Here is a 26,206-nt window from a genome sequence, read left to right as displayed (position 1 = left end):
TTCGATTCCAAAGGAGCGCATCATGCCGCAAGGCCGCCCCCGCATTCTCGTGCCCGGAAAAATCAACACGCGTGTGCTCGATCGCCTGCCGGATCATTTCGAGCCGGTTTTCGTCTCTGCGGCCGATCCGGCACTGATCACGCCGGAGCTATCAGCCGGCATTTCCGGCATTGCGGTCCAGGGCAAGATTTCTGCAGCGTTCATGGATGCGTTCGCGCATCTCGAAATCATCGCCAATTTCGGCGTCGGCTATGATGGTGTCGATGCGGTCCACGCCGGCCACAAAGGTATTGTGTTGACCAATACGCCGGATGTCTTGACGGAGGAGGTGGCCGATACGACCATCGGTCTTCTGCTCAACACCGTGCGGCAATTGCCGCAGGCGGAGCGCTGGCTGCGGGCCGGTCGGTGGGCGCGCGACGGGGCTTTCCCGCTGTCGCCGCTGACGCTGCGTGGGCGCACTGTCGGGCTTTATGGAATGGGCCGCATCGGTCTTGCCATTGCCAAGCGCCTGGAAAGTTTCGGCGTCGCCATTCATTACCACACCCGGACGGCACGCGAGGGGCTGGCTTACGTCTATCATCCGACGCTGAAGGACATGGCCGCGGCTGTCGATACGATCATCGTCATCGTTCCCGGAACGGACAGCACGTCAAAGACGATCAATGCCGAGATTCTGGCTGCTTTGGGTGCCAATGGCGTGCTGATCAATGTCGGGCGTGGTTCGACGGTTGACGAGGCTGCGCTGACGGATGCGTTGCAGCGCGGCGTGATCGCCGGTGCCGGCCTTGATGTCTTCGAAAACGAGCCGCATGTCGGCGACGATCTGATGGCCCTGGAGAATGTTTCGTTGCTGCCGCATGTCGGCTCGGCCTCTCAGGCGACCCGCAACGGCATGGCCGATCTGGTGGTCGACAATCTCGTGGCCTGGTTTACGACCGGCAAAGCGCTGACGCCGGTGCCGGAAACACCGTTTACCCGCAAGGCAGGCTGATCCGTTCAGCCAGCCTTGGTTGCGGCATAGGCCCGGACGGCATCGCCGAAGGCTGCAAACAGGGTGGAGGACGGGCCGTCCGTGCCGACCCAGTATTCCGGATGCCATTGCACGCCGACGGCAAAGACCTTGGCATCGATGACAGACACCGCCTCGATGGTGCCGTCCTCGGCCACAGCTTCCACCGCAAGACGCGGCGCGGCCCTGGAAATGGCCTGGCGATGCAGGGAATTGACCTGCACGGAGCCTGCGCCCAGCACCGAGGCAAGGCAGGTGCCTTCACGAATGACGACGTTCTGGCGAATGCCGTAGGCTATGTCGAGATCCGGGACATCCGGTTTGCGATGGTCCCAGTTGCCGGGAACATCGTGGATTTCGCTGGCCAGTGTGCCCCCGAGCGCGACATTGAGTTCCTGGATACCACGGCAGATGGCCAGAAGCGGAACGCCGCGTTCCAGTGCCCGGCGGATCAGCGGCAGGCTGGTCGCGTCCCGGCCCGGGTCGAAAGGGCCGTCTGAGTCTACGGCGACCTTTCCATAAAGTGAAGGATGGACGTTGGAGCGGGATCCGCTGACGAGGAGACCATCCACGCGGTCAAGAATCGCGTCCGCATCGTTTCCGCTTTCCAGCGCCGGCACAAGGAAGGCCATGACCCCGGAACCCTCGACGGCAGCGCGGACATATTGATGCGGAACGCCATGCCAGACATTCCCGTCGAATTCGCGGAAGTCTGCCGGAATGGCAACGATCGGCTTGTGCATAGTCCGTCTCCAGGCAATGTTTCGGCGGCGGTTTGTCGCGGTATCGGCGCGTCCATCGGCGATCCTTGCCCTCCGCTTTGCCTTGACAAAGGGCCTGAAGTCAATCGGATTGCATGGCGGCTTACGCTTTGAGATGAGGCGATCGGCAAAGCCTTTGCGCCAAAGTGGCAAGATCTGGCCGGAACTCTTAGAGACCGGGTAACCATTTCCGGATTTAACCTGTTGAACAGTCAGATTTGTGATGTTCCGAAGCGCAAATGCGAGCAAAAAGATTTTGCACCCGTTCTCCATGCATGGTTGTAAAAGGCGCGTATTCTTTAGGTTTCACTGCAATATGGGGTTGAATACGCTGGGCAGTCGTGTCTCCACTGAAGAGTGGTGCCATCGGCAGTCTGTTTTACATGCCAATGGATGCAATCTTTCGTTAAAGCCTCCGGAATAACACTTCTTCAAACCGGAGCAGAGGGTTCATGAAAGCAACAGAACAGGGCGCTCTTCCGACCGATGTCTATCTTTCGTTCGTGAGTTCTCTCTATGAGTATCGCCAGACTCTCTTGATCGGCATGCTTTCGCATGTCGTGACCTTCAGCCTTGTTTTCGCGAAAACCTCCGATCCCTTCTATCTTGCCTGCTGCGCTGCCGTCATCGTCATCTGGCTGGGCCGAAGTGTTGGCATGCGCCGGTTCGACCATGTCGATCGTTCGGCACTCGATTTCAACGGCATTCGCATGTGGGAAAACCGCTACAATGCCGGCGCGGTCTGCGCGACCATTACGCTCGGTTCTGCCTGCGGCTATTCCATTCTCGTCTCCCGGGATGCCTTTGCTGAACTGGCCTGCATCTCCGTAACGCTTGCCACCATGGTCTCCGTAGTCGGACGAAATTACGGTTCGGCGCGTGCGGTGGTGATGCTGACCTTCTCGGCCTGCGGACCGATCGTGATTGGCCTGCTCGCCTTGCTCGATGGTTTCATGGCTCTCCTGGCCTTGCTGATGGTTCCCTTCATCCTGACCACATGGTCTATGGCAACCGGTGTCCGCGAATTCCTCCACAAGAATGTCAAGGCGGCGCGCGAAATCTCGACGATTGCGGCGCGCTTCGATGTCGCCCTCAACAATATGCCGCATGGTCTGTTCATGCTGGATTCGGGGAACCGCATTCTTGTCGCCAACCGGCGTGCCTGCGAGTTGCTCAATCTCGGCGATCAGGCTCGGCTCAAGGATTGCCATCTCGATGCGGTTTTGCGCTACGGGGTGCGCCATACGTTCCTGGAGCAAGATCGGGCCAAACAGGTGTTGCGCCAACTCGACCAATTGATGAAAGGCGTGCAGTCGCGCGCGCTCATCCCCTTCTCCGATGACCTGTTTCTGGAATTCTCCGCCAGCCGCCGCGCCCACGGCGGTGTGGTGCTGATATTCGAAGATGTCACGGCGCGGGTCAGGGCGGAGAAGAAGATCCTGCAGATGGTCCGCTTCGATACGCTGACGGGCCTGCCCAACCGCGACTATTTCGCCGATCTCGTCAGCAATGCCCTTTCCGAGCGGACGCAGGCCGGGCCGATCGGTTTCATGGTTCTCGATGTGGCCGAGTTCAAGCATGTCAATGACACCAAGGGCCATGTGGTCGGTGATCGACTCCTGTGCGTCATCGCGGAACGCTTGAAAAAGGTCAGCATCGATACAGCGATTGCGGCGCGCCTGATGGGTGACGAATTCGTGCTGTTCTTCCCCAATGCGGACAATCGTGACGATCTGGAAGACCGTATGCGCGCCGTACACGGGCAGATGCGCGGTTCCTACAATGCCAGCGGTTTTACCTTCAACATGTCCATGAGTGCCGGTTACGTCATCAGTTCCAGCAGCGGCTTCCGGCTGGAGGATCTGCAGATCAAGGCCGATCTGGCGCTGTTCGAGACGAAGAGCCGCAACAAGGGTGGATGCACGGCCTTCGAAGCGGAGATGGATGCGCTTTATCTCGATCGCCAGAAGCTGAAATCAGATCTCCGGGAAGCCCTGGACAACGATAATCTTTCCGTGGCCTATCAGCCGATGTTCCTGCCGGATGGAACCCGGATAGAATGCTGCGAGGCGCTGGCACGCTGGACGCACCGCGAGCGCGGTCCCGTATCGCCCGTGGTCTTCATCCAATTGGCCGAGGAAATGGGCGTCGTTTCGGAAATCACCCATATCATGCTGCGCCAGGCCTGCCGCGACTGCATGACCTGGCCGTCCCATGTTGCCGTGTCCGTCAACCTTTCTGCCCTCGACCTGCGCAACAGCGATATCGTTGCGTTCATCACCGATACACTGACGGAAACCGGACTTGACCCGGCGCGGCTGCATCTCGAGGTTACCGAAAGTTGCCTTCTGGAAGAGGCCGTCAAGGTCCAGACCATCCTGCAGGAGCTGCGGGCACGTGGCATCACCATCGCCATCGACGACTTCGGAACCGGCTATTCCAGCCTTAGCTATCTCGATGCGCTGCCGCTTGATATTATCAAGATCGACCGTTCGTTCGTTCGCAACATCCGCGAGGACGCACGCCGCTTCAAGCTGCTGCGGGGAACTGTGAACCTGTCGCGCGAGCTTGGGCTGAAGATCGTCATCGAAGGGGTCGAGACCGAAGACCAGCTCGCCTTGATCAACGAGTTCAAATGCGCCGATCTGGTGCAGGGGTATGTGTTCGCGGCCCCTATGCCATCCTTCTCGATCGTGGATCTCTGCGATACCCTGGCGAAGAAGAGACCGTCGACAAAACGGCGCCGGCGCACCGCCTGATACAGCCCACATTGATGCCGAGTACGGCTTCATCTGCGATCTCCTTTTGATCCGCAGAGTTTATTTCTGTGCGATTCAGCCGCGTATTCCGTGAATATTCATAGTTAAGTGCGATTTGTTGTAATAAAAAGTTTACGATTCATTAACCTTAACAAATGGTAAATTGTTAAAATTGTTCGTCCCCATTGTGGCGCCGATGCGGCTTGATAGATTAATATTTCGTTAACGAGGTATTATTCATGGACGCTATTGGCTCGACGCGGAATCGGTTTTCCGAAAAACTATTGGAGTTGCTGGACCATGTAGAGTACCGGCGGGTCGAGTCCGGCGAGGACATGGAAGATGTCGCCCGCATCCGCTTCAAGGCCTACAAGATGGCGGATATCCTGCCTTTGTCCGGCTCGACGCTGATCGACGACATCGACTTCGACAGCCATGCCTATGTCTTCGGCATCTACTACGAGGAGCGCCTGATCAGCACGGTGCGTGTCCATCACGTCACGCCTGAGCATCGGGCCAGTTCGTCGGGATCCGTTTTCGGCAAAGAGATCGACAGTTTTCTTGATGCCGGCATGAGCCTGATAGACCCCGTGCGGCTCGCCGCCGATCCGGAAATCCTCAAGGAGATGCCGGCCATTCCTTATCTGACGCTCCGCGTCGCGACCATGGCTTCGGAACATTTCGATGTTGATCGCTGCCTGTCGCTGGTCAAGCCGCAGCATGCGGCATTCTACAAGCGGGTCTTCGATGCCGATACCATCGTTTCCCCGCAGAAGAACTGCGGCAACTACAAGATCGACCTGACGCTGCTTGCCGCCCGCGTGCGCGAAATCCGGCCTTGGCTCTATACCCGCTTTCCGTTTTTTGATTCCGAGCCTTTCGAGCGCAGGATGATGTTTAACGGCAATGAGCGGGCTTCCTTCACGCCATTGACGGTCCGGCCCACCGCCCGTCTCGCGATGACAACGCAGCATCGAACGCGGATGCCGCTCTGATCATCGCGGGCAAAGCCGAAACTATATGCCACAGCTTTGCGTGACGGGTTTTTATTGCGCTTCATCGCCGCTTTGTATATGGCCAGTGGACGATGCTTTGCGCGTTATGCTGGATGGCGTCGCAGGAATTGGTTTTATATTTGGTTTCATATGATGTGCGGATCGGGACGGCTTGACCGCGGAGCGCGCAGAATTCTGGGAGATAGGGACGATGGCTGAACATCAATCCGGACCGGTCGAAACCGGCGCGCCGATGGATTATCCAGAGCATGAGAAAACATATACGTTCTTCCTTGCTGCATCGAAGTATCTGACAATTTTCTGCGTTGCGCTTCTGATCGCCATGGCCGCGGGTTTCTTCACCAGCGCCGGTTTTTTCACGGCAACCGTGCTGTTCATTCTTCTCAACGTTGCCGGCGTCGTGCTTTTGCGCTGATCGGCTTTCCGGACATTGACTGGAGCCTGCCCATGGGAGTGATGGGCGGGTTTCGCATCGCCTGACATTTTGATCGGGTTTACCGACGCGCGCGTTTGTTCTGCGGCGCGAACCGTGCAGGCGGGCGAGAACAGACGGGGATGAAGGACAGGTCCGTTGCGGTGCTGGATTGCGCCGTGGACTGTCCATCAGGGAGGGTTGAGTGACTGAAACCGTATTTGTTGCCAGGGAAAGCAATCCCGACGAAGGGCGCGTGTCCGCATCGCCTGATAGTGTGAAGAAGCTGAAGACGCTGGGTTTCGACGTTGTCGTTGAAGCGGGCGCAGGACTGCTGTCTCGCGTCCCGGACGCAGCTTTCGAGAGCGCCGGTGCAAGGATTGGCACTGCTGCCGATGCAAAATCTGCCGACGTTGTCTTGCGGGTCCGTCGTCCGGTGGCTGCCGAGACCGCCAGCTACAAGTCCGGTGCCATCGTCATTGCCATCATGGATCCCTACGGGAACGAAGCTGCTCTGGCTGAGATGGCGTCGGCCGGCCTCACTGCCTTTGCGATGGAATTGATGCCGCGCATCACCCGTGCCCAGTCGATGGACGTGCTGTCGAGCCAGGCGAACCTTGCCGGCTACCAGGCGGTGATCGACGCCGCCGCCGAATTCGATCGTGCCATGCCGATGATGATGACGGCGGCCGGCACTGTGCCCGCTGCCAAGGTCTTCGTCATGGGCGCCGGTGTTGCCGGCCTCCAGGCGATCGCAACTGCCCGCCGTCTTGGTGCCGTGGTTACCGCCACGGACGTTCGTCCGGCTTCCAAGGAGCAGGTCGCCTCGCTCGGTGCCAAGTTTATCGCCGTCGAGGACGACGAGTTCAAGGCCGCGGAAACATCGGGCGGCTATGCCAAGCCGATGTCCGAAGCCTATCAGGCCAAGCAGGCTGTGCTGACCGCCGAGCACCTTGCCAAGCAGGATATTGTCATCACCACGGCGCTGATCCCGGGCCGCCCGGCGCCGCGGTTGATCACCCGCGAAATGCTGAAGGCCATGAAGCCAGGTTCGATTGCGGTGGACCTTGCCGTCGAGCGTGGTGGCAATATCGAAGGTGCCGTTGCCGGCTCCGTCGTTGAGGTCGAAGGCGTCAAGGTCGTCGGTTACAACAATGTGCCCGGCCGGATCGCCACCAGCGCCTCGTCGCTCTACGCCAAGAACCTCGTGACCTTCCTCGAGACCATGGTCAGCAAGGAAACCGGCATGCTTGCCCTCAACATCGAGGACGAACTGGTCAAGGCGACGATGCTGACGCATGGCGGCACGGTCGTGCATCCGAATTTTGCGCCGGCGCCGGTCGTAGCAACAGCAACAGCTTAAGAATTTGAAAGGGTGATGTTCGGACTTCGGGGAGAAGTGCGACCGCCCATGGGAGATGTTTGATGGCCAATGACCTACTCGACAAGGCGATCGGCGACCTCGACCGGGCGGTCGAAGCAGTTCGCACGGCAGCCGAATATGTGCCGGAGGCAGCCGGTGCTGCTGTCCACGGGCTGTCCGGCGGCGCCATCGACCCTTTCGTTTTTCAACTGGCGATCTTTGTGCTGTCGATCTTCGTCGGCTACTACGTCGTCTGGTCGGTGACGCCGGCGCTCCACACCCCGCTGATGGCGGTCACCAACGCGATTTCATCGGTCATCGTCGTCGGCGCGCTGCTGGCTGTCGGCATATCGGCCTCCGGTCTTGCCACCGGTTTCGGCTTCGTCGCACTGGTGCTGGCGTCGGTGAATATCTTCGGCGGTTTTCTCGTCACCCAGCGCATGCTTGCCATGTACAAGAAAAAAGAAAAGTGAGGGCTTGAGCCGATGTCACCCAATATCGCAGCCTTCCTCTATCTCATCTCCGGCGTGCTGTTCATCATGGCGCTGCGCGGTCTTTCCCATCCAACCACGTCGCGCCGCGGCAATATTCTCGGCATGACAGGCATGGGCATTGCCATCGTCACGACGTTGCTGCTGGCCATGCCGTCTTTCGGCGGCCTCATGCTGATCCTGCTGGGCCTTGCCATCGGCGGCGGGGCAGGGGCCTATATCGCCCGTTCGATCCCGATGACGTCAATGCCGCAACTGGTTGCCGGCTTTCATTCGCTGGTCGGCCTTGCCGCTGTTCTGGTTGCTGCTTCTGCGCTCTACACACCGTCCTCTTTCGGCATCGGCGAGATCGGTTCGATCCATGCCGTGGCCCTGGTGGAGATGGCGCTTGGCGTGGCCATCGGCGCAATCACCTTTACCGGCTCGATCGTCGCCTTCCTGAAACTCGACGGCCGCATGTCCGGCAAGCCGATCATGCTGCCGTTCCGCCATGCCATCAATATCGCGCTTCTGACCCTGATCGTCATCTTCATCGTCGGACTTGCTGGGTCCGAAAGCCATTTTTCCTTCTGGGCGATTGTCGTGCTGGCGCTTGCGCTCGGCGTTCTTCTGATCGTGCCGATCGGTGGAGCGGACATGCCGGTCGTGGTGTCTATGCTCAATTCCTATTCCGGTTGGGCTGCGGCCGCGCTCGGCTTCACGCTCGGCAATCTGGCACTGATCATCACCGGTGCGCTGGTCGGCTCGTCAGGCGCGATCCTGTCCTACATCATGTGCAAAGGCATGAACCGTTCCTTCATCTCGGTTATCCTGGGTGGTTTCGGCGGTGATGCCGGCGTGGCAACCAGTGATGACGGCGTGCAGCGCACGGTCAAACAGGGCTCGGCAGACGATGCCGCCTTCCTGATGGCCAACGCCTCCAAGGTGATCATCGTGCCCGGATACGGCATGGCGGTGGCGCAGGCACAGCATGCCGTTCGCGAACTTGCCGATGCCCTCAAGAAGAACGGTGTCGAGGTGAAATACGCCATTCATCCGGTTGCCGGCCGCATGCCGGGCCACATGAACGTGCTGCTCGCCGAAGCCAACGTGCCCTATGACGAGGTCTTCGAACTTGAGGACATCAACTCCGAATTCGCGCAGGCCGATGTCGCCTATGTCATCGGTGCCAACGACGTTACCAATCCGGCGGCGCGCGACGACAAGACCTCGCCGATCTATGGCATGCCGATCCTCGACGTCGACAAGGCCAAGACCTGCCTGTTCGTCAAGCGGTCGCTCGGCTCCGGCTATGCCGGCATCGACAACACGCTGTTCTACAAGGATGGCACAATGATGCTGCTCGGGGATGCCAAGAAGATGACCGACGACATCGTCAAGGCCATGGCCCATTAAATACGTGCCGTTCGGCTCATACGAAAACGCCCGCTGGAGTGATCCGGCGGGCGTATTTGTTTGTCTGATTTCGATGGGACGCGTTTGCGTCAACCTGTCGCTTTGACCCGGGCGAGGCCGGCGCGGGCCGGCTCGTATTTGGTGTCGAGCGACAAGGCATGACCATAGGACTTCGCCGCCTTGGCCTTCTCGCCGCGCCGTTCGTAGACCAGCCCCTGGTTGGCCCAGGATTCTGCGATCTTGCCGTTCAGATTGATGGCAGTGTTGAAGTCGGCAAAGGCGTTGTCGTCGTCGCCCTGCGCCACATAGGAAATGCCCCGGCCGTTATAGGGTTCCGGTGAGCTCGGCGAAAGCGAGATCGCGGTCGAGAAATCCTCGATCGCCTGTCCATGCTGGTTGCGGGTCTGATAGATCAGGCCACGATTGTGGTAGGCGCGCGGGTCGGTCGTGTCGAGCTCGATCGCCTTGTTGAAATCGGCAAAGGCCCGGTCGAGCTGGCCTGCCTGCCGATAGAGATTGCCCCGGCCGATATAGGCGACGTCGTAGCGCGGGTTCAACTGAAGCGCCATGTTGTAGTCGTTTGCGGCCTCAGCCTGGTTGCCGATGTTGCGCTGGACCAGCGCGCGGTTGGCATAGGCCTGGTAGAAGCGCGGATTGAGCTGGATCGCCTGGTTGAAGTCCGCCAGCGCCCTGCGGAATTCACCGGCGCGGCCATAGGCAGACCCACGGACATTGTAGCCCTCTGGATCGCTCGGATTGGCGGCAATCACGCTGGTGAGCGAGGCAATGTTTCCTTCGGATCCCTGGGCGCGTTCGACGCGGATCATGTCTTCCGATGTATCGGTCTGGCATCCCGACAGGGTGAGTGCCGCCGCGATGGCAAGCAGCGATGCAAAACCCCGGCCCTGTGTGTTCAGACGGCGCATGCCGTTGCCAATCTGGCTCGATATGCCCGAAGTCGTTGCAGCAAATGTCAAGATTGATCCCTCGATACAGCGATGCGTCCAGGCCGTTTCGGACGCTATAGCATGAATATGCGTTGTTTGCCTGCTCGGAAACGCCTGAGCCACCGAAAGGAAGCACGAGGCGCCGTATATTTTTCGGATCATCTCCGTCCGGTGCCACCGGGCTTTCAGCTTTACGCGGCAGTCGTTGCGTCAAGCTGGAAATGGCGGCAGCGACTGTGTCGCCTCCGCCGGACTATACATCTGAACGAGTCGAAAAAACGACCAATCAGCGTGTAGCAGCTGCTGCAGGGCGGGTAGTAACGATGCCACTTTCGCGCTGGGCGCGCTTGCGGGCCAGCTTGCGAACGCGGCTGACGCCTTCGGCCTTTTCGCGGGCGCGCTTTTCGGACGGCTTCTCGAAGTAGTCGCGCATCCTCATTTCACGGAAAATGCCTTCGCGCTGCATCTTCTTCTTGAGCGCGCGAAGCGCTTGATCAACGTTATTGTCGCGGACTAGTACCTGCACCTGAATTCCGTTCCTTTGTTTCGTGTGCCGGCCCCTGGAGCAAGCTCAACGAGGCAACAGAAATGACGTTCGCGGAGCCATGGGCTTTACGATTGCGGCAGCGCTTAGCAGGTCGCGGCTTCAAAGTCCAGCTGGGAGTTTTCCGGGGCTGCCCGAAATTTGCGTTGCAGGCATGTTTCGTCATGGCTGCACGCTTCAACGTCATTTGGTTCGGCAGCACAGGTGGCGATGCTTTATAGTGTCTGCGACCGGATGCAAGTCGTTCGGTCGATGCAAATTGCGATCATGTCGCAAGTCGTGCAGGTCGCGGCGGATTGCGTCGCAAAAGAAACGTTGCTTCGCTCGGGGATTTGCGATTTCTAGCGGCGACACGGAAGTTCACCGGAATACGGAGTGAAGGCGAATGCGCAAATATTCGGTTTTTGCTGTCGCTCGCGAGGCGATGCGCGGCCACAGGGGATGGGAGGCACAATGGACCTCTCCCGAGCCGCGCAAGGCGTATGATGTCATCATCATCGGCGCCGGCGGTCATGGTCTGGGAACGGCCTATTACCTTGCCAAGGAGCATGGCATCACCAATATCGCGGTGCTTGAAAAAGGCTGGCTCGGTGGGGGCAACACCGGCCGCAACACGACGATTATTCGCTCCAACTATCTCTATGACGAAAGCGCGGGGATCTACGACCACGCGCTGAAGATGTGGGATGGCCTCAGTCAGGACCTCAACTACAACGTCATGTATTCGGCCCGCGGCGTGATGATGCTGTCGCACAACATCCATGACCAGCAGGTGTTCAAGCGCCATATCCATGCCAACCGGCTGAACGGCATTGACAATGAATGGCTGACGCCGGAGCAGGCGCAGGAATTCTGCCCGCCGCTCGATATTTCACGCTCGGCCCGTTACCCGATCAACGGCGCTGCGCTGCAGCGTCGCGGCGGCACGGCGCGCCATGATGCCGTCGCCTGGGGTTATGCCCGTGCGGCTGCGGATCGCGGCGTGCACATCATCCAGAATTGCGAAGTCACTGGTATCCGCCGCAATCCCGACGGTTCCGTCGCCGGTGTCGATACCAATCGCGGCCAGATCAATGCCAAGAAGGTCGGCGTCGTTGCGGCCGGTCATACCTCGGTGCTGATGGAAATGGCCGGCGTGCGCATGCCGCTGGTGAGCTATCCGCTGCAGGCGCTGGTGTCGGAGCCGGTCAAACCGATCTTCCCCTGCGTCGTGATGTCCAATACCGTTCACGCCTATATCTCGCAGTCCGACAAGGGCGAGCTCGTCATCGGCGCCGGAACCGACCAGTATTCGTCCTACTCGCAAACCGGCGGCCTGCAGATCATCACGCATACGCTGGATGCGATCTGCGAGCTCTTCCCGATCTTCCGCCGCATGAAGATGATGCGCTCCTGGGGCGGCATCGTCGACGTGACGCCGGACCGTTCGCCGATCCTCGCAAAGACCCCTGTGCAGGGGCTCTACGTCAATTGCGGCTGGGGCACCGGCGGCTTCAAGGCAACGCCGGGCTCGGCGAATGTCTTCGCGCACACCATCGCCAATGACGCGCCGCACAAGATCAACGCGCCGTTCACGCTGGAACGCTTTCGTTCGGGCCGCCTGATCGACGAAGCGGCCGCTGCCGCCGTCGCGCATTGAAGGGGAAAACAAGATGCTTTTGATCTATTGCCCCTATTGCGAGGAAGAGCGCTCCGAGCTCGAGTTTCGCCAGGCCGGCGACGCCCATATCGCGCGCCCGCGCAACATGACTGAAATGTCGGACGCGGATTTCGAGGCCTTTTTCTTCCTGCGTGACAACGTCAAGGGCCTGACCTTCGAACGCTGGCGCCATCTGAACGGCTGTGGCCGGTTCTTCAATGCCGCCCGCGACACCGTCAGCGACAAGTTCCTGACAACCTACAAGGCCGGCCTGCCGCGCCCGGATATCAGCGCTCTGCGCCCGGCTGCATCGTCGCCTGTCGGAACCGCCCCTGTCGAAACTTATGAAGCCACGGAGGCAGACGCGAAATGAGCGGCGCCAATCGCATTCCCGGTGCAGGCCGTCTCACCCCTGCCAAAACCGCCCGTTTCTTTTTCGACGGCAAGAGTTATGCAGCGCTTGAAGGCGACACGGTTGCCTCGGCGCTGCTGGCCAACGGCGTTCATCTCGTCGGCCGCTCGTTCAAATATCACCGCCCGCGCGGCATTGTTTCCGCCGGTGCCGAAGAGCCGAATGCGCTGATCGGGGTCGAACGTGACGCCGCGCGCAAGCAGCCCAACGTGCGCGCCACCGTGCAGGACGTGTTCGACGGCATGAAGGTCGTGTCGCAGAACCGCTGGCCGTCGCTTGCCTTCGATGTCGGCGCCGTCAACAACCTTCTGGCCCCGTTCTTTGCCGCCGGCTTCTACTACAAGACCTTCATGTGGCCGAAGCAGGCCTGGAAACATGTCTACGAGCCGCAGATCCGCGCGGCCGCCGGCCTCGGCGTTTCCCCGACCGAAGACGATACAGATCATTATTCCAGCCGCTACGCCCATTGCGACGTGCTGGTCATCGGCGCCGGCCTTGCGGGTCTATCGGCAGCCCTTGCTGCGGCCAAGACCGGTGCGCGCGTCATCATCTGCGACGAACAGCCGGAAGTCGGCGGTGCGTTGCACTATGACAAGAGCGTGACCATCGACGGTCTCGACGGCTTTACCTGGGCGCAGGCGACCGCTGCCAACCTCAAGCGCATGACAAACGTCAAGGTTCTGCCGCGCACCACTGCGTTTGGCTATTACGCCCAGAACTTCGTCGGCCTGAACGAGCGCGTCACCGAGCATCTGGCCAAGCCTGACAAGAAGCTGCCGCGCGAACGCCTTTGGCAGGTGCGGGCCAAGCGCGTGATCATTGCCACGGGCGCCATCGAGCGTCACATGGTTTTCGCCAACAATGACCGTCCCGGCATCATGCTGGCCTCGGCGGCGCGCACCTTCCTCAATCATTTCGGTGTCACCGTCGGCAAGAAGATCGGTGTCTACACGGCCAATGATTCCGCCTATGAGGCGGCTTTCGACCTCAAGCGCGCCGGCGTGACGATTGCCGCCATTGTCGACAGCCGCGAAAAGCCCGGCGAGGGGGTTCTCGCTGAGGCGCGCGCGCTCGGCATCGAGGTGCTGACCGGCCATGGCGTTGTCAATACCTCCGGTAATCTGCGGGTGTCCTCCATGTCCGTCGCCCGAAATGGCGGCGGGGCTGCGCGCTCGATCGCGATCGACGCGCTTCTGATGTCGGCCGGGTGGACGCCCTCCGTACACATGTTCTCGCAGTCACGCGGCAAGGTCGCCTATGATACCGAGACGCAGCGCTTCCTGCCCGGCGCCTACGCGCAGGATTGCCTGTCGGTCGGCGCCTGCAACGGCACCAATGATTTGCAGGCCACCATCGAGGAATCGCTGGCGGCCGGCGAACTGACCGCCAGGGCGTCCGGATATTCGGCTTCCGAGAAGCTCGAACTGCAGGGTCACAACGCCTTCAACTGGACCGGCGGCATGGCCGGAGCAGCCGAAGGGGCCGGTCCCGACACGACCGTCAAGGCCTTCATCGATTTCCAGAATGACGTCTGCGCCAAGGATATCCGTCTGGCCGTGCGCGAAGGCATGCACTCGATCGAGCATATCAAGCGCTTCACCACCAATGGCATGGCGACAGACCAGGGCAAGCTGTCCAACATCCATGGACTGGCGATTGCTGCCGAAACGCTCGGCCGCGAAATTCCGAAGGTGGGTCTCACGACCTTCCGCGCACCCTATACGCCGGTGACCTTCGGCACGCTGATCAACCATTCGCGTGGGGAACTGTTCGACCCGACCCGCAAGACACCGATGCACGCATTGGAAGAAGCGCAGGGTGCTGTGTTCGAGGATGTCGGCCAGTGGAAACGCGCCTGGTATTATGCCAGGGCAGGCGAGGACATGCACCAGGCTGTTAACCGCGAGTGCAAGACGGTACGCGATGTCGCCGGCATGTTCGATGCCTCGACGCTCGGCAAGATCGAGGTCGTCGGCCCGGATGCAGCTCAGTTCCTCAACCTGATTTACACCAACAGCTGGGATACGCTGAAGCCTGGCCGCTGCCGCTATGGCATCATGCTGCGCGAAGACGGCTTCGTCTATGATGACGGTGTCGTCGGGCGTCTGGCCGACGACCGCTTCCACGTGACCACGACGACCGGCGGTGCCGCCCGTGTCATGAACCACATGGAAGACTATCTGCAGACCGAATTCCCGCATCTGGACGTCTGGCTGACGTCGGCCACCGAACAATGGGCGGTCATTGCCATCCAGGGTCCGAAGGCCCGCGAGATCATCGCGCCGCTGGTGGACGGCATCGACCTGTCGAACGAGGCCTTCCCGCATATGAGCGTGCGCGAAGGCAAGATCTGCGGCGTGCCGACACGGCTGTTCCGCATGTCGTTCACCGGCGAACTGGGTTTCGAAGTCAACGTTCCCGCCGATTTTGGCCCGGCGGTCTGGGAAGCGATCCGCGCCCAGGCCGAGCCGCTCGGCGCCTGCGCCTACGGCACCGAAACAATGCACGTTCTGCGCGCCGAAAAGGGCTACATCATCGTCGGTCAGGACACGGACGGCACGGTGACGCCTGATGATGCTTCGCTCGGATGGGCTGTCGGCAAGAAGAAGCCGGACTTTGTCGGTATTCGCGGTCTACGCCGTCCGGATCTCGTCGCCGATGGCCGCAAGCAGCTTGTCGGCCTCCTGACCAAGGATCCGAAGGTGGTGCTGGAGGAAGGCGCGCAGATCGTTGCCGATCCGAACCAGACTGTGCCGATGACGATGATCGGTCATGTCACCTCCGCCTACTGGTCGGAAAATTGCGGCCGCTCGATCGCGCTGGCGCTCGTTGCCGGCGGCAAGGCGCGCATCGGTGAAACGCTTTACGTGCCCATGCCGGACCGGACGATTGCCGTCGAAGTCAGCGACATGGTGTTCTTTGACAAGGAAGGAGGACGTCTCCATGTCTGAACTTTTGAGGTCTGAACTTTTGGGGTCTGATCTTTCGCACGCCCGCACGCTGGCTCTCGCGGGCCGTCATGGTGGGTTGGGTGCCGCGGCACTGACGCCGGCCGCACCGGCGACGCGGCTTTCGCTGCGCGCCAAGCCCGATGCCGTCGAGACGCTGTCGGCGGCGCTCGGCATCTCGCTGCCGACCAGGCCAAAGACATCAGCGTCTTCGAACGGCCGTCATGCGCTCTGGCTTGGCCCGGACGAATGGCTTGTGATCGACGAGACCGAGGCCGACCTGATGGCGGCGGCGGCTTCAAGCAATGTGCTGCATTCGGCAACCGACGTGTCCCACCGCAACACCGCCATCCTCGTCAAGGGTTTCGGTGCCGAAGTGGCTGTTAATGGCGGCTGCCCGCAGGACCTGACACTCGCGGCCTTCCCGATCAATGCCTGCTCGCGCACGATTTTCGGCAAGGCCGAGATCGTTCTCCTGCGCACCGCAGACGACGCCTTCCGGATCGAATGCTGGCGCTCGTTCTCGCCTTATGTTTTCGGCTTGCTGAGTGAAGCGGCCGAGGATGCAGGGAACTAAGAGGCGTGGGGCTTGTGGTGTTGGCCTGAGGCTGCTGACAAACCCTGGAATACCCTGTTGACCGATGTCAACTTCAGATGCCGCCTTCCTCGCCCCTGTGGCGGGGACCGAGCGACCCGGCGTGCTTCGGGTCAAAGGGCTCCTTCGCCCAAGGATCTGGGCGGCCGGGTTCCTGTGACAAGCACAGGAATGACGGAGAGCGGGGACGCTCTCTTACCCGAAATGCCTATTTAGAAAAATGAAATGCTGTTGTGGCAAATTGGCCGAATGTGAAGGCTGATTTGCAAATGCGATGCGCGCTGAGTGCTGGTGTCTTTGTTGCAGATCCGTTTCGCCAGGCAATTTGGGAAGGCGGTTCCTTGTTTACGCAGCAGCAATTGAGTTCCATCCTTTCCTCACTTCCCGATCCTGCGTTCATATTGACGCGCAGTGGCCGCTACGCCGCGATATTCGGAGGGAAAGACCTCAGGCATTATCACGATGGGAGTGGTCTTGTCGGACGGACAATGTTTGACGTGCTGAAACAGGAAAAGGCTGAGTGGTTCGCTGCTGAAATTGAAAAAGCGCTGAACAGCGGTGTCCTTCACATCGTCGAATACGAACTCAGCGGTAATGACGTCAAAGGAGCCGGAGAGGGCCCTGGTCATTCCATCTGGTTTGAAGGTCGTGTTCAGGCGCTCAGTTTTGAGGTCGAGGGTGAAGCGGCCGTTGTCTGGGTTGCGAGCAATATCACCAACAAGAATGAGATCCAGCAAGAGCTTCGCCAATTAAGCGAGACGGATGCTCTGACCGGGCTGTACAATCGAAGGAAGCTTATTGAGACCCTGGATCAGCGGTTGGCGATCTTTGAACGGGAGAGGTCGCAGACCTCCATACTCGTCTTTGATGTCGACAATTTCAAACGGCTGAACGACGAGATGGGGCACCATGCAGGCGACAAGGCGCTTGTGGAAATTGCGCGCCTCTGCCGGCAGCATTTGCGCCAAAGCGATGTGATTGCCCGTTTCGGTGGGGACGAATTCGTGGTTGTCATGCCGGGCACGCTTTGTCGCGATGCATTGGAAATCGCCGACAAGCTGCGCGAAAGTGTGCCGACCATCCTCAGGGAAAGCCTGCATTACGAAGCGACGATCAGCGGCGGTGTTAGCCAATTCGGTCAGCCGGATCGCCTTTCCAGCGATATACTCAAACGCGCTGACGAGGGGTTGTATATGTCCAAGAGGGCTGGTCGCAACCGGGTGTCGGCTCTGTAAATACCGGTCGGTAGAAGCGCTGCCAATGGAGAACGCTTTACGCGACAGCACTCACTGCATCAGGCAGAAGTGAACCACTTTCCAGCCTCTTCAAGCATCCTCCGGCCGGTCCTTCGGATCGAACTGGATAATCGTCAGCCAGCTGGCGGTCAGCGCCGGTTTGCGTTCGTTTTCGATGTCGACGGTGACGTCGTAGGTGACCATCAGCATGCCGGCGCCGCGGAAGCGGGCTTGGGCGAGGGTGAAGCGACCGCGGACTTTTGCGCCGCTCTTCACCGGCGTCATGAAGCGCACCTTGTCGAAGCCGTAATTGATCCCCATCGTCTGTTCCCGCACCTTGGGCAGGCAGTTGTAGTTCATGGCCGACAGCAGCGAGAGCGACAGGAAACCGTGGGCAATTGTGCCGCCGAACGGTGTTTCGGCCGCGGCGCGCGCAGGATCGGTGTGGATGAACTGGTGGTCGTCGGTGGCGTCGGCGAAGCTGTCGATGGTGTTTTGCGACACAGTGATCCAGTCGGAGATGCCGATCTCCTGGCCGACCAGATCCTTGACATCAGATAGCGAAATTTCACGCGGCATTCTGTTTCCCCGAAGCTGAAAGACCAAGCCTCCCAGCTTGTTTATAGGCGTGGCAGTCCATAAACGGCAATCGGCAAGCGCCTGGCCATTCAGGATATTTCGACATGGAAGCCCACGGAGCGTGCTGCAAGCATATGCGGGCCTGCATCTGCCGTTTCCAGAAGGCCTTGCCAGCCCTTGCCTTGCGGCAGCCGGACGGGATGCGGCGCATGGCTGCGGTTGATGAGGATGGCAAGCCGCGTCGGTTGACCAGTCTGCCGGTCCGTCGTTGCCAGCAGCATCGCCAGCGTGTCCGTCGCGGGGCTCTCCCAGTCCTGCACGCTCATCGGATGGCCATCCAGCGTCATCCAGGCAATGTCTTTGTCTCCGGTGAAGAAGGCGGACTGGCGGAAGACGTCGAAGCGCTTGCGGATTTCGGCGAGCGCCGCCGTATGGGCGATCAGGCTGTCGTCGAGGGCCGCCCAGTCGACCCAGGTGATGGCATTGTCCTGGCAATAGGCATTGTTGTTGCCGCGCTGGCTGCGCCCGCCCTCGTCTCCGGCCGTCAGCATGATCGCACCACGGGTGGCAAACAGGGTGGACAATAGCCCCATGACGTCGCGGCGACGGGCGTCCAGAACGGCATGGTCCTCGGTCACACCCTCGACGCCGTTGTTCCAGGACTGGTTGTCGCCGTGGCCATCGCGATTGTCTTCGCCATTCGCCTCATTGTGCTTGCCGGCATAGGAAACGAGATCCATCAGCGTAAAGCCATCATGGGCGGCGATGAAGTTGACGCTGCGGGTCGTTTTGCCGTCATGGCGTGAAAAGATGTCGGAGGAACCGGCAAGCGCTGTCGCCAGCGCACCGACGATATGACGGTCGCCGCGCCAGGTGCGGCGCAGGTCGTCGCGGGCGCGGTCGTTCCATTCGAGAAAGGCCAGCGGGAAATTACCGAGTTGATAGCCGCCGGGACCGATGTCCCAAGGTTCGGCGATCAGAATGCGATCGGCAAGCACGGGATCGGCCAGCATCTCCTGCAGCAACAGGGCATCGCGGCTGAAGCCGTTCATGTCGCGCCCGAGGATCGAGCCGAGATCGAAGCGGAAGCCGTCGATACCGGCCACCTGGACGAAATGCTTCAGGCTGTCGAGGATCAACCGGCGCACCACGGGATGGTCGCAGGCAATGGTGTTGCCACAACCGGTGTCGTTGATCAGGTTTCCCGGATGGTCCGTGGCATGGCGATAATAGGTCAGGTTGTCGATGCCGCGCATGGAGACGGTGGCGCCCATCCGGTCGCTCTCGCCGGAATGGTTGAAAACGAGGTCGAGAATGGTTCCGATGCCTTCCTTGTGCAGCGTCGCTACCGTATCGCGCAGTTCGGCAATGCCGCCGGGCACGAGGCGGGGATCAAGCGCCATGAAGGCGATCGGGTTGTAACCCCAGCCATTGGTCAGTCCGAGCGGCGGAAGGTGGCGCTCGTCGATCCAGGCGGTGATCGGCATGAGTTCGACGCAGCTGACGCCGATGCGCTTCAGGTGGGCGATGATCGAGGGGTGTGAAAGGGCGCCGACCGTGCCGCGTGCGGCTTCGGGGATATCGGGATGCAGCATGGTGAAGGGCCGCACGGCGACCTCGTAGATCAGGCCGCTCGTGTCGAAGATCGGTGGGCTCGCGGGCACCGGTGCCGTGGCAACAACGACCGCCTTCGGCACGAGATCGGCCGTATTGACGCCGAAGACGGATAGCTGTGGATCATGGCGGAAGGGGCGGTCGAGCTCCCTTGCATAGGGGTCGACCAGCAGTTTTGCGGGATCGAACCAAAGGCCCTGATCGGGATCATAGAGGCCGTCGGCGCGAAAGCCGTAGCGGGTGCCGACCGGTGCGTCGCTCAGAAGCAGGCTGTGGACATCGCCGCTGCGCACCATCGGCAACCGGCGCAACTGCTCATGTCCCTCGCTGTCGAAGAGGCAAAGGTCGATGCGCGCGGCATGGCGCGACCAGATCGAAAACAGCGTGCCCTGCGGGGTGAGTGTCGCGCCGAGCGAGGGAAGGGTGGAGGACTGCATCAAGAAGGCACCTTTCGGACGGGCGGAGTGTTACTTGAAGGATGAGCGTGTCGTATCAGTCTGGTTTGACAGAGATTTGTCCCTGCTTTGGAATATGTTGCAAGCGGATTGTTTTATCCCCGCCTTGAGATCTTTGATCGCGCAAAAGCGGCTTTGCTTTAAAACGAGCCTGTATCTTTCGCCCGGCGGAACATGCCCGCGCGCCGCGCTTCGTTTAAGGCGAGAGGGAAACAATTTTCTATCCGCCCATCGGGCAAGGGCTTACGTCTATCCCCAACCCGGATGTTTTTTTGACGGAAGGTCAAGGAGGCTGGTCTCCGTGCAGACACTGCGTATCAGCCAATCAGTGCCAATCCACCCTGTCGACCAATGTCTCTCTCGATTTCTCCGACCAAACTATCGAGAGCCGGATTTCGCGACCTGCGTGCCCGCCGTACCACGTAGGCCAAGGATGGCGGAGCAGGCAAACAGTCGTTCAGTATCTGCATCTCGCCTCGGATATGGCGGTCATTCAGCAACGCCACACCCATTGTCGCGTTGACGGCGGAGACAATTCCAGCCGCACTTGAACACTCGAAGACCGTTTCGAGAACGGCGTTGTCCTGGCCGATGTCGAGCGCCCACTGTCGATAGAAACAATCGTCATCAAACGACAAAAAAGGAATTGGTTCACCTTGCCGGATTATCAATTCGGGATGCTTCACCCAGTGAAGATCCTCTCTGTAGAGGACTACGTCGTTGGGTCGCACCTCGTGGCTGAAGACCTGGACGATTGCGGCATCAAGCTCTCCGCGCTCCAACATGGCGCGGAGAACCAGGCTCATGCGGACTTTGGTCCGAACCGCGACATTTGGGTGAAGCCGCCTGAAGCGGCCGAAAATGCGAGCGAGATCGGTACATGCAGTGTCTTCGGTGAGCCCCAGGAGAATTCTTCCCGCGAGCGGCGTTTTCGACAGACTTAACAGCGCCTCGTCGTGCAGCCCCAGGATGCGGCTCGCGTAGTCCAGCAGGTCTTCGCCAGCAGCCGTGAACATGGGTCCGCCCGATTTGCGTCCGAGCAATTCGCAGTCGAGGCTGACTTCGAGCCGCTTGATTTTATGGCTGACGGCGGACTGGGAGAGACCAAGGGCTGCGGCCGCTCTGGTAATTCCGCCATGCTGGCGGATTGCGGAAAGCGCCCGTAGGGCGTCGATTTCGAGGCGGCGGCTGTTCAGCTCGTTCATGGTCATATCCGTCAAATTGTCCTTGGAGCGAACCTGCCACGAACCATGTCGATCATGACAAGGATTTAACAATTTTCATGCCTTCATCGATATTTGTCATGTGCGATTTCTGCGCTTTGCCTTTAGCGGTAGATTCCATTCCGCACGACAGAGCCCAAATGACAGAACCCCTTCGTCCGTCCGTCACAGCCCAACACCATCCTCTGTTGTGGCCATTTCTTGCCACCCTCCTCATCATCGGATGGAGTTCGGGCTTCGTCGGCATCCGCTATGCCAACCAGGAGGCGAGCGTTATGCTTTTGCTGTTCTGGCGGACATTGCTGTCAGGTCTGATCCTCCTGCCATTCGCATTGGCCATCGGACCAAGGATATCGATGCGTGCGGTCAGAGATCAGGCGCTGTTCGGCGTCATGGCCGTTTTCCTTTATCTGGGAGGCTTCGCGCTGGCGATCGAGCAAAAGGTACCGACGGGGCTCGTGGCCCTGATCTCCGACCTTCTTCCGCTGGCCATTGCCGCCCTTTCCCAGCCCGTCCTCGGTGAGCGACTGACGAAACGGCAATGGCTCGGTACCGCGGTTGCCGTCGTTGGCGTCCTGATCGTGTCCTTCGACAGCCTCGGTTTCGGCACCGCTCCTGTCTGGGCCTACGGTTTGACGGTCGGTTCGATGCTGGTTTTCGCCGTCGCCTCGGTCCTGCACAGGAAACGCAAGACGCAGCATATGCCCGTTCACCAGAGCCTTTGCATCCAGACCCTGACGGGTTCGGTTCTCTTCGGCCTATGCGCCCTGACGCAGGGCAGCCTTGCTCCACCGATGACCCGGGACTTTGCGATCGGGATGGTCTGGCTGGTGCTGATCGCAACGTTTCTCGCCTATGCGGTCTACTATACCAGTCTCCGGTTGTTTCCCGTGGCCAAGGTGAGCGCTGCCATCTACCTCAGCCCACCCGTAACGATGCTGTGGGCATGGATGTTGTTTTCGGAGCCTCTGACCGTCGCGATGTTTGCCGGCTTGGCGATAACCCTGGTGGGCGTATGGGTGACGTCACGCGGCTGATGAACCCAGTGGCCACAACCTCTGTAACACGCGCAGAAAAGAACCGCGTGGGCGGGCACATCGGTGATTTTAAATCTCAAGCATTGGTGGCGGTGCGCCCCGAGAGGTTTTCAATCTGGATACTGTAGAAAACGGGATGCATATCCGCGCTTTCGGTCGCGCCAGCATCGGGTTTGTAGGCGCCGGGTTCCCACCAATTGCCATGCTCCTGCAGCAGCGACCAGGCCTGCATATGCTGGCCATGCCATTTTTCGTCGTCAGGCAGTTCCTGAAAAAGCCCTTCAAGCAACACGCTCTGCCATTCCTCGTCCGTTACCAGCGTCTCAAGCTGGACACAGGCGTGCGGGTTTGCGCGAAGGCAATCGATCTTCTTGCCGGGCAGGGAGAAACTGTAGAAGGCTCCGTCGCGGAAGACGTAACGGATCGGAACGACATAGGGCCTGTCTTTGGCGATGCAGCCCAGATGCGCGAAACGGTTGTTCGTCAGCATCCGCTGGCATTCCGCTCTCGTCATGTCCCGAACAATCATCTGGCGCTCCTGTTTCCCGTTCTGGGCAAATGCTCCGGAGATCCGGAGATTTGCAGCGCGGCAGATAGCTTTGCGCCTTCTGGCGGCATCTGGCAAATGCGCAGACGCCGGGATGCGCGATGCTTCCGGCGCAACGGTGATGCCGCGCGCCGGAGGCCGTCGTTGCATCAGGTGATGACGCTGGGTTCCGTGCGTCCGGTCCGCGTCTTGATGCCGGCGATTTCGTCGGCAACGGTGATGAGGTCTGCCAAGGCCGCCTGCGTCTCGAAGTGGTGACGGTCGGCGTCGGGCTCGTAACGCTCGATATAGACGCGCAAGGTGGCACCCGATGTGCCGGTGCCGGACAGGCGGAACACGACACGCGAGCCCCCCTCGAACAGGATGCGGATGCCCTGATTGTTGCTCACCGATTTGTCGACCGGATCGAGGTAGGAAAAGTCGTCGGCGGTCTCGACCGTGAGTGCGCCGAAGCTTTTGCCCGGCAGCGTCGCGAGCTGGTCGCGCAGCGCTGTCATCAGGCCGTTCGCGGCATCCGAATCGACTTCCTCATAGTCATGACGCGAATAGTAGTTGCGGCCATAGGTGGTCCAATGCTGGCGGGCGATGTCGATGACGCTTTCCATGCGCACGGCCAGAATGTTGAGCCAGAGCAGGACTGCCCAGAGGCCGTCCTTTTCGCGCACATGGCTGGAGCCGGTGCCGGCACTTTCCTCGCCGCAGATCGTCACGCGGCCGTCATCCATCAGATTGCCGAAGAATTTCCAGCCGGTCGGCGTTTCATACATGCCGATGCCGAGCTTTTCCGCCACCTTGTCGGCTGCAGCACTTGTTGGCATCGAGCGGGCGATGCCGGCAAGACCCTTGGAATAACCGGGCGCCAGGCTGGCATTGGCGGCGAGCATGGCAAGGCTGTCGGAGGGCGTCACGAAGATGCCCTTGCCGATGATCAGGTTGCGGTCGCCATCACCATCCGAAGCGGCGCCGAAGTCCGGCGCATCCTCGCCCATCATCTCCTCATAGAGGGCGCGGGCATGGACAAGGTTGGGGTCGGGATGATGGCCGCCGAAATCCGGAAGCGGAATGAAATTCAGCACCGAGCCCTTGGCGGCGCCGAGCCGGTTCTCGAGGATTTCCTTGGCATAGGGGCCTGTCACCGCGCTCATGGCGTCGAAGACAATGCGGAAACCGCCGCCGATCAGGTTGCGGATCGCCTTGAAGTCGAACAGCTTTTCCATCAGCTCGGCATAATCGGCGACCGGGTCGATGACCACGACCTCCATGCCGGCAACGTCCTGGCTGCCTTCGCTGTCGAGATTGACGTCGGCAACCACGGCGATCCTGTAGCTGTCGATCGTCTTCGTGCGGGCATAGATCGCATCCGTGACCTTTTCAGGTGCGGGGCCGCCATTGCCGATATTGTACTTGATGCCGAAATCTTCGGTCGGGCCACCGGGATTGTGGCTGGCCGACAGGATGATGCCACCGAAGGCCTTGTACTTGCGGATGACGTTGGACGCAGCCGGCGTCGAGAGGATGCCACCGCGGCCGACCAGCACGCGGCCGAAGCCATTGGCCGCCGCCATCTTGATAACGAGCTGGATGACTTCGCGGTTGTAGTAGCGGCCGTCGCCGCCGACCACGAGGGTTTCGCCGCGAAAGCCTTCGAGGCTGTCGAAGATCGCCTGGATGAAGTTCTCGGCATAATTCGCCTGCTGGAAGACCGGGACCTTTTTTCGAAGGCCCGACGTGCCGGGTTTCTGGTCGCCAAACGGCGTGGTCGCAACGGTTTTGCTCATACTATCAGCCTTTCACAAGAAGTCCGGAATAGAGGGCGGCATAACGCTCGGCGCTCTTGTCCCAGGAAACATCGGATTTCATTCCCTGCGCCTGCAGGCGCGCCCAGGCTTTCGGCTCCTTATAGAGCGCAAAGACACGGCGCAGCGCAAGCCGCAATCCGTCCGCAGTCACCGGGGAAAACTGGAAGCCTGTGGCTACGCGGGCGGCGAGCGCCGCCTCGTTGGCGTCGATGATCGTATCGGCAAGCCCGCCGGTGCGCGCCACCACCGGCACACAGCCATACCGCAGGCCGTAGAGCTGGGTCAGGCCGCAGGGCTCGAAGCGGGACGGAATGAGGATGGCATCGGAACCGGCCTGCAGCAGGTGCGAGAGCGGCTCGTCATAGCCGACCACGATACCGACGCGCCCGGGGTGGCGGGCCGCCGCAGACAGGAATGCATTTTCAAGAACCGGATCGCCGGAGCCGAGCACGGCAAGCTTGCCGCCATTTTCGACAATGTCGTCGATTGCTTCTGCAAGCACGTCCATGCCCTTTTGCCACGTCAGGCGGCTGACGACGCTGAAGATGGGGCCGGGCGCTGCATCGAAGCCAAACCGTTTCGACAAGGCGAGTTTGTTTTCCGCACGACGCTTCATCTTGTCGGCGCTGTAGGGGGCGGCGATATTCGGGTCCGTGCGCGGATCCCAGATGTCGGCGTCGATGCCGTTGACGATGCCCTTCAGGCCGGAAAGCCGGGCGGCAAGCAGGCCTTCGAGCCCCATGCCGAATTCCGGGGTGAGGATTTCCTGGGCATAGGAAGGGCTGACAGTTGTGATCGCGGTTGCAGCCTGCAGGCCGCCCTTGAGAAAGCCGACATCGCCGTAGTATTCGACATAGTCGACGGTGAAGGCTTCCGGCGGCAGAGCCAGTTCCGGAAAGACCGTCGGACCGAACTGTCCCTGGAAGGCAATGTTGTGGATGGTCAGCACGGTCGGCATGCCGGAAGCCGGTCCGAAGCGCATGTAGACCGGCGTCAGCGCCGCCTGCCAGTCATGGACATGCACGAGATCGGGTGTCCAGTCGGGCAGGAGCCCGCCGGCAATTTCGGCGGCGGCCAGCGAGAGTGCCGCGAAGCGTCGAAAATTGTCGGGATAATCTAACCCGGCCTTGTCGACATAGGGACCGCCGTCACGATCGAACAGGGCCGGGGCGTCGAGCACGAGGATGTCGAGGCCGTGATGATCGACGGCGAGGATTGATGCCGGATGCCCGAAGAGATTGTCGAACCCGCCGATCCGCGTCGCCTTGCCGATCTTCTGCAGGACTATGGGATAACCCGGCAACAGCGTTCGCATCCGGATGCCATGGGGTTTCAGTGCCAAGGGAAGGGCGCCCGCCACGTCGGCGAGCCCCCCTGTCTTGATCAGCGGAAAGACCTCGGATGCAACCGACAGGATTTCCAT

General features: G+C 60.4%; 22 protein-coding genes. 13 read left to right on the top strand and 9 right to left on the bottom strand.

Annotation, left to right across the window (positions count from 1 at the left end):
* Positions 1–22 precede the first annotated feature (22 nt).
* The gene (locus tag AX760_RS00250; protein WP_071830821.1) at positions 23–994 is read left to right on the top strand and encodes a 2-hydroxyacid dehydrogenase; all 972 of its coding nucleotides are present in this window, start codon (positions 23–25) and stop codon (positions 992–994) included.
* 5 nt (positions 995–999) lie between these two features.
* Here AX760_RS00250 and AX760_RS00245 read toward each other — a convergent pair whose 3' ends face one another.
* On the bottom strand, positions 1,000–1,755 hold the full coding sequence (locus AX760_RS00245) for a gamma-glutamyl-gamma-aminobutyrate hydrolase family protein (protein ID WP_071830819.1): 756 nt from the start codon (positions 1,753–1,755) through the stop codon (positions 1,000–1,002).
* Positions 1,756–2,225: 470 nt separating this feature from the next.
* On the opposite strand from AX760_RS00245, the gene AX760_RS00240 reads away from it, so the two are divergent.
* From AX760_RS00240 to AX760_RS00215, 6 genes are all read left to right on the top strand, one after another.
* A complete protein-coding gene (locus tag AX760_RS00240; protein ID WP_071830816.1) occupies positions 2,226–4,532 on the top strand; it encodes a putative bifunctional diguanylate cyclase/phosphodiesterase in 2,307 nt (768 codons plus the stop codon).
* Positions 4,533–4,771: 239 nt separating this feature from the next.
* Entirely contained in the window at positions 4,772–5,527 is a 756-nt protein-coding gene (locus tag AX760_RS00235) for an N-acyl amino acid synthase FeeM domain-containing protein (RefSeq protein WP_071830815.1), read from the top strand.
* 211 nt (positions 5,528–5,738) lie between these two features.
* Positions 5,739–5,963 (top strand): aa3-type cytochrome c oxidase subunit IV, encoded by a 225-nt coding sequence (locus tag AX760_RS00230; protein ID WP_071830814.1) that lies wholly within the window; start codon positions 5,739–5,741, stop codon positions 5,961–5,963.
* A gap of 202 nt (positions 5,964–6,165) precedes the next feature.
* The gene (locus AX760_RS00225) at positions 6,166–7,323 is read left to right on the top strand and encodes a Re/Si-specific NAD(P)(+) transhydrogenase subunit alpha (RefSeq protein WP_071830813.1); all 1,158 of its coding nucleotides are present in this window, start codon (positions 6,166–6,168) and stop codon (positions 7,321–7,323) included.
* Between the two features lie 62 nt (positions 7,324–7,385).
* Entirely contained in the window at positions 7,386–7,796 is a 411-nt protein-coding gene (locus tag AX760_RS00220) for a proton-translocating transhydrogenase family protein (RefSeq protein WP_071830812.1), read from the top strand.
* A gap of 12 nt (positions 7,797–7,808) precedes the next feature.
* Positions 7,809–9,209: an NAD(P)(+) transhydrogenase (Re/Si-specific) subunit beta gene (locus AX760_RS00215; RefSeq protein WP_071830811.1), complete on the top strand. Its 1,401-nt coding sequence runs from the start codon at positions 7,809–7,811 to the stop codon at positions 9,207–9,209.
* Positions 9,210–9,298: 89 nt separating this feature from the next.
* Here the strand turns inward: AX760_RS00215 and AX760_RS00210 are convergent, their stop codons facing one another.
* Together AX760_RS00210 and rpsU are read right to left on the bottom strand one after the other, a co-directional pair.
* Positions 9,299–10,135: a tetratricopeptide repeat protein gene (locus tag AX760_RS00210; RefSeq protein ID WP_071831023.1), complete on the bottom strand. Its 837-nt coding sequence runs from the start codon at positions 10,133–10,135 to the stop codon at positions 9,299–9,301.
* A gap of 307 nt (positions 10,136–10,442) precedes the next feature.
* Positions 10,443–10,682 (bottom strand): 30S ribosomal protein S21, encoded by a 240-nt coding sequence (rpsU, locus tag AX760_RS00205; protein ID WP_071830810.1) that lies wholly within the window; start codon positions 10,680–10,682, stop codon positions 10,443–10,445.
* A 403-nt stretch (positions 10,683–11,085) separates the two neighbouring features.
* On the opposite strand from rpsU, the gene AX760_RS00200 reads away from it, so the two are divergent.
* The 5 genes from AX760_RS00200 to AX760_RS00180 all read left to right on the top strand — a co-directional run bounded on the left by AX760_RS00200 (position 11,086) and on the right by AX760_RS00180 (position 17,529).
* Positions 11,086–12,339, top strand: coding sequence for a sarcosine oxidase subunit beta family protein (locus AX760_RS00200; protein ID WP_071830809.1), 1,254 nt, complete (start codon positions 11,086–11,088; stop codon positions 12,337–12,339).
* A 13-nt stretch (positions 12,340–12,352) separates the two neighbouring features.
* Complete coding sequence (locus tag AX760_RS00195) at positions 12,353–12,712, top strand: sarcosine oxidase subunit delta (protein ID WP_071830808.1); 360 nt, start codon at positions 12,353–12,355, stop codon at positions 12,710–12,712.
* Positions 12,709–15,702, top strand: coding sequence for a sarcosine oxidase subunit alpha (locus AX760_RS00190; RefSeq protein ID WP_071830807.1), 2,994 nt, complete (start codon positions 12,709–12,711; stop codon positions 15,700–15,702). The genes AX760_RS00195 and AX760_RS00190 overlap by 4 nt, the downstream gene beginning before the upstream one ends.
* Positions 15,695–16,276: a sarcosine oxidase subunit gamma family protein gene (gene soxG, locus AX760_RS00185; RefSeq protein ID WP_071830806.1), complete on the top strand. Its 582-nt coding sequence runs from the start codon at positions 15,695–15,697 to the stop codon at positions 16,274–16,276. The genes AX760_RS00190 and soxG overlap by 8 nt, the downstream gene beginning before the upstream one ends.
* 251 nt (positions 16,277–16,527) lie before the next feature.
* Positions 16,528–17,529: a sensor domain-containing diguanylate cyclase gene (locus AX760_RS00180; RefSeq protein WP_245294897.1), complete on the top strand. Its 1,002-nt coding sequence runs from the start codon at positions 16,528–16,530 to the stop codon at positions 17,527–17,529.
* 90 nt (positions 17,530–17,619) lie between these two features.
* Here AX760_RS00180 and AX760_RS00175 read toward each other — a convergent pair whose 3' ends face one another.
* From AX760_RS00175 to AX760_RS00165, 3 genes are all read right to left on the bottom strand, one after another.
* Complete coding sequence (locus AX760_RS00175) at positions 17,620–18,108, bottom strand: MaoC family dehydratase (protein WP_071830805.1); 489 nt, start codon at positions 18,106–18,108, stop codon at positions 17,620–17,622.
* Positions 18,109–18,197: 89 nt separating this feature from the next.
* On the bottom strand, positions 18,198–20,159 hold the full coding sequence (gene glgX / locus AX760_RS00170) for a glycogen debranching protein GlgX (RefSeq protein WP_071830804.1): 1,962 nt from the start codon (positions 20,157–20,159) through the stop codon (positions 18,198–18,200).
* Between the two features lie 335 nt (positions 20,160–20,494).
* Positions 20,495–21,382, bottom strand: coding sequence for a LysR family transcriptional regulator (locus AX760_RS00165; protein ID WP_071831021.1), 888 nt, complete (start codon positions 21,380–21,382; stop codon positions 20,495–20,497).
* Between the two features lie 158 nt (positions 21,383–21,540).
* Here AX760_RS00165 and AX760_RS00160 point away from each other — a divergent pair, with 158 nt between their 5' ends.
* Entirely contained in the window at positions 21,541–22,437 is an 897-nt protein-coding gene (locus AX760_RS00160; RefSeq protein ID WP_071830803.1) for a DMT family transporter, read from the top strand.
* A 76-nt stretch (positions 22,438–22,513) separates the two neighbouring features.
* Here the strand turns inward: AX760_RS00160 and AX760_RS00155 are convergent, their stop codons facing one another.
* From AX760_RS00155 to glgA, 3 genes are all read right to left on the bottom strand, one after another.
* Positions 22,514–22,966, bottom strand: a complete 453-nt coding sequence (locus AX760_RS00155) for a pyridoxamine 5'-phosphate oxidase family protein (protein ID WP_245294896.1) — start codon at positions 22,964–22,966, stop codon at positions 22,514–22,516.
* Positions 22,967–23,133: 167 nt separating this feature from the next.
* Positions 23,134–24,762, bottom strand: a complete 1,629-nt coding sequence (locus AX760_RS00150) for an alpha-D-glucose phosphate-specific phosphoglucomutase (protein ID WP_071830802.1) — start codon at positions 24,760–24,762, stop codon at positions 23,134–23,136.
* A gap of 4 nt (positions 24,763–24,766) precedes the next feature.
* On the bottom strand, positions 24,767–26,206 hold the full coding sequence (gene glgA / locus AX760_RS00145) for a glycogen synthase GlgA (RefSeq protein WP_071830801.1): 1,440 nt from the start codon (positions 26,204–26,206) through the stop codon (positions 24,767–24,769).

The sequence above is a fragment of the Pararhizobium antarcticum genome, from assembly GCF_001885585.1.
Taxonomy (GTDB): Bacteria; Pseudomonadota; Alphaproteobacteria; order Rhizobiales; family Rhizobiaceae; genus Pararhizobium; species Pararhizobium antarcticum.
This window is presented reverse-complemented; position numbering and strand designations above follow the sequence as displayed.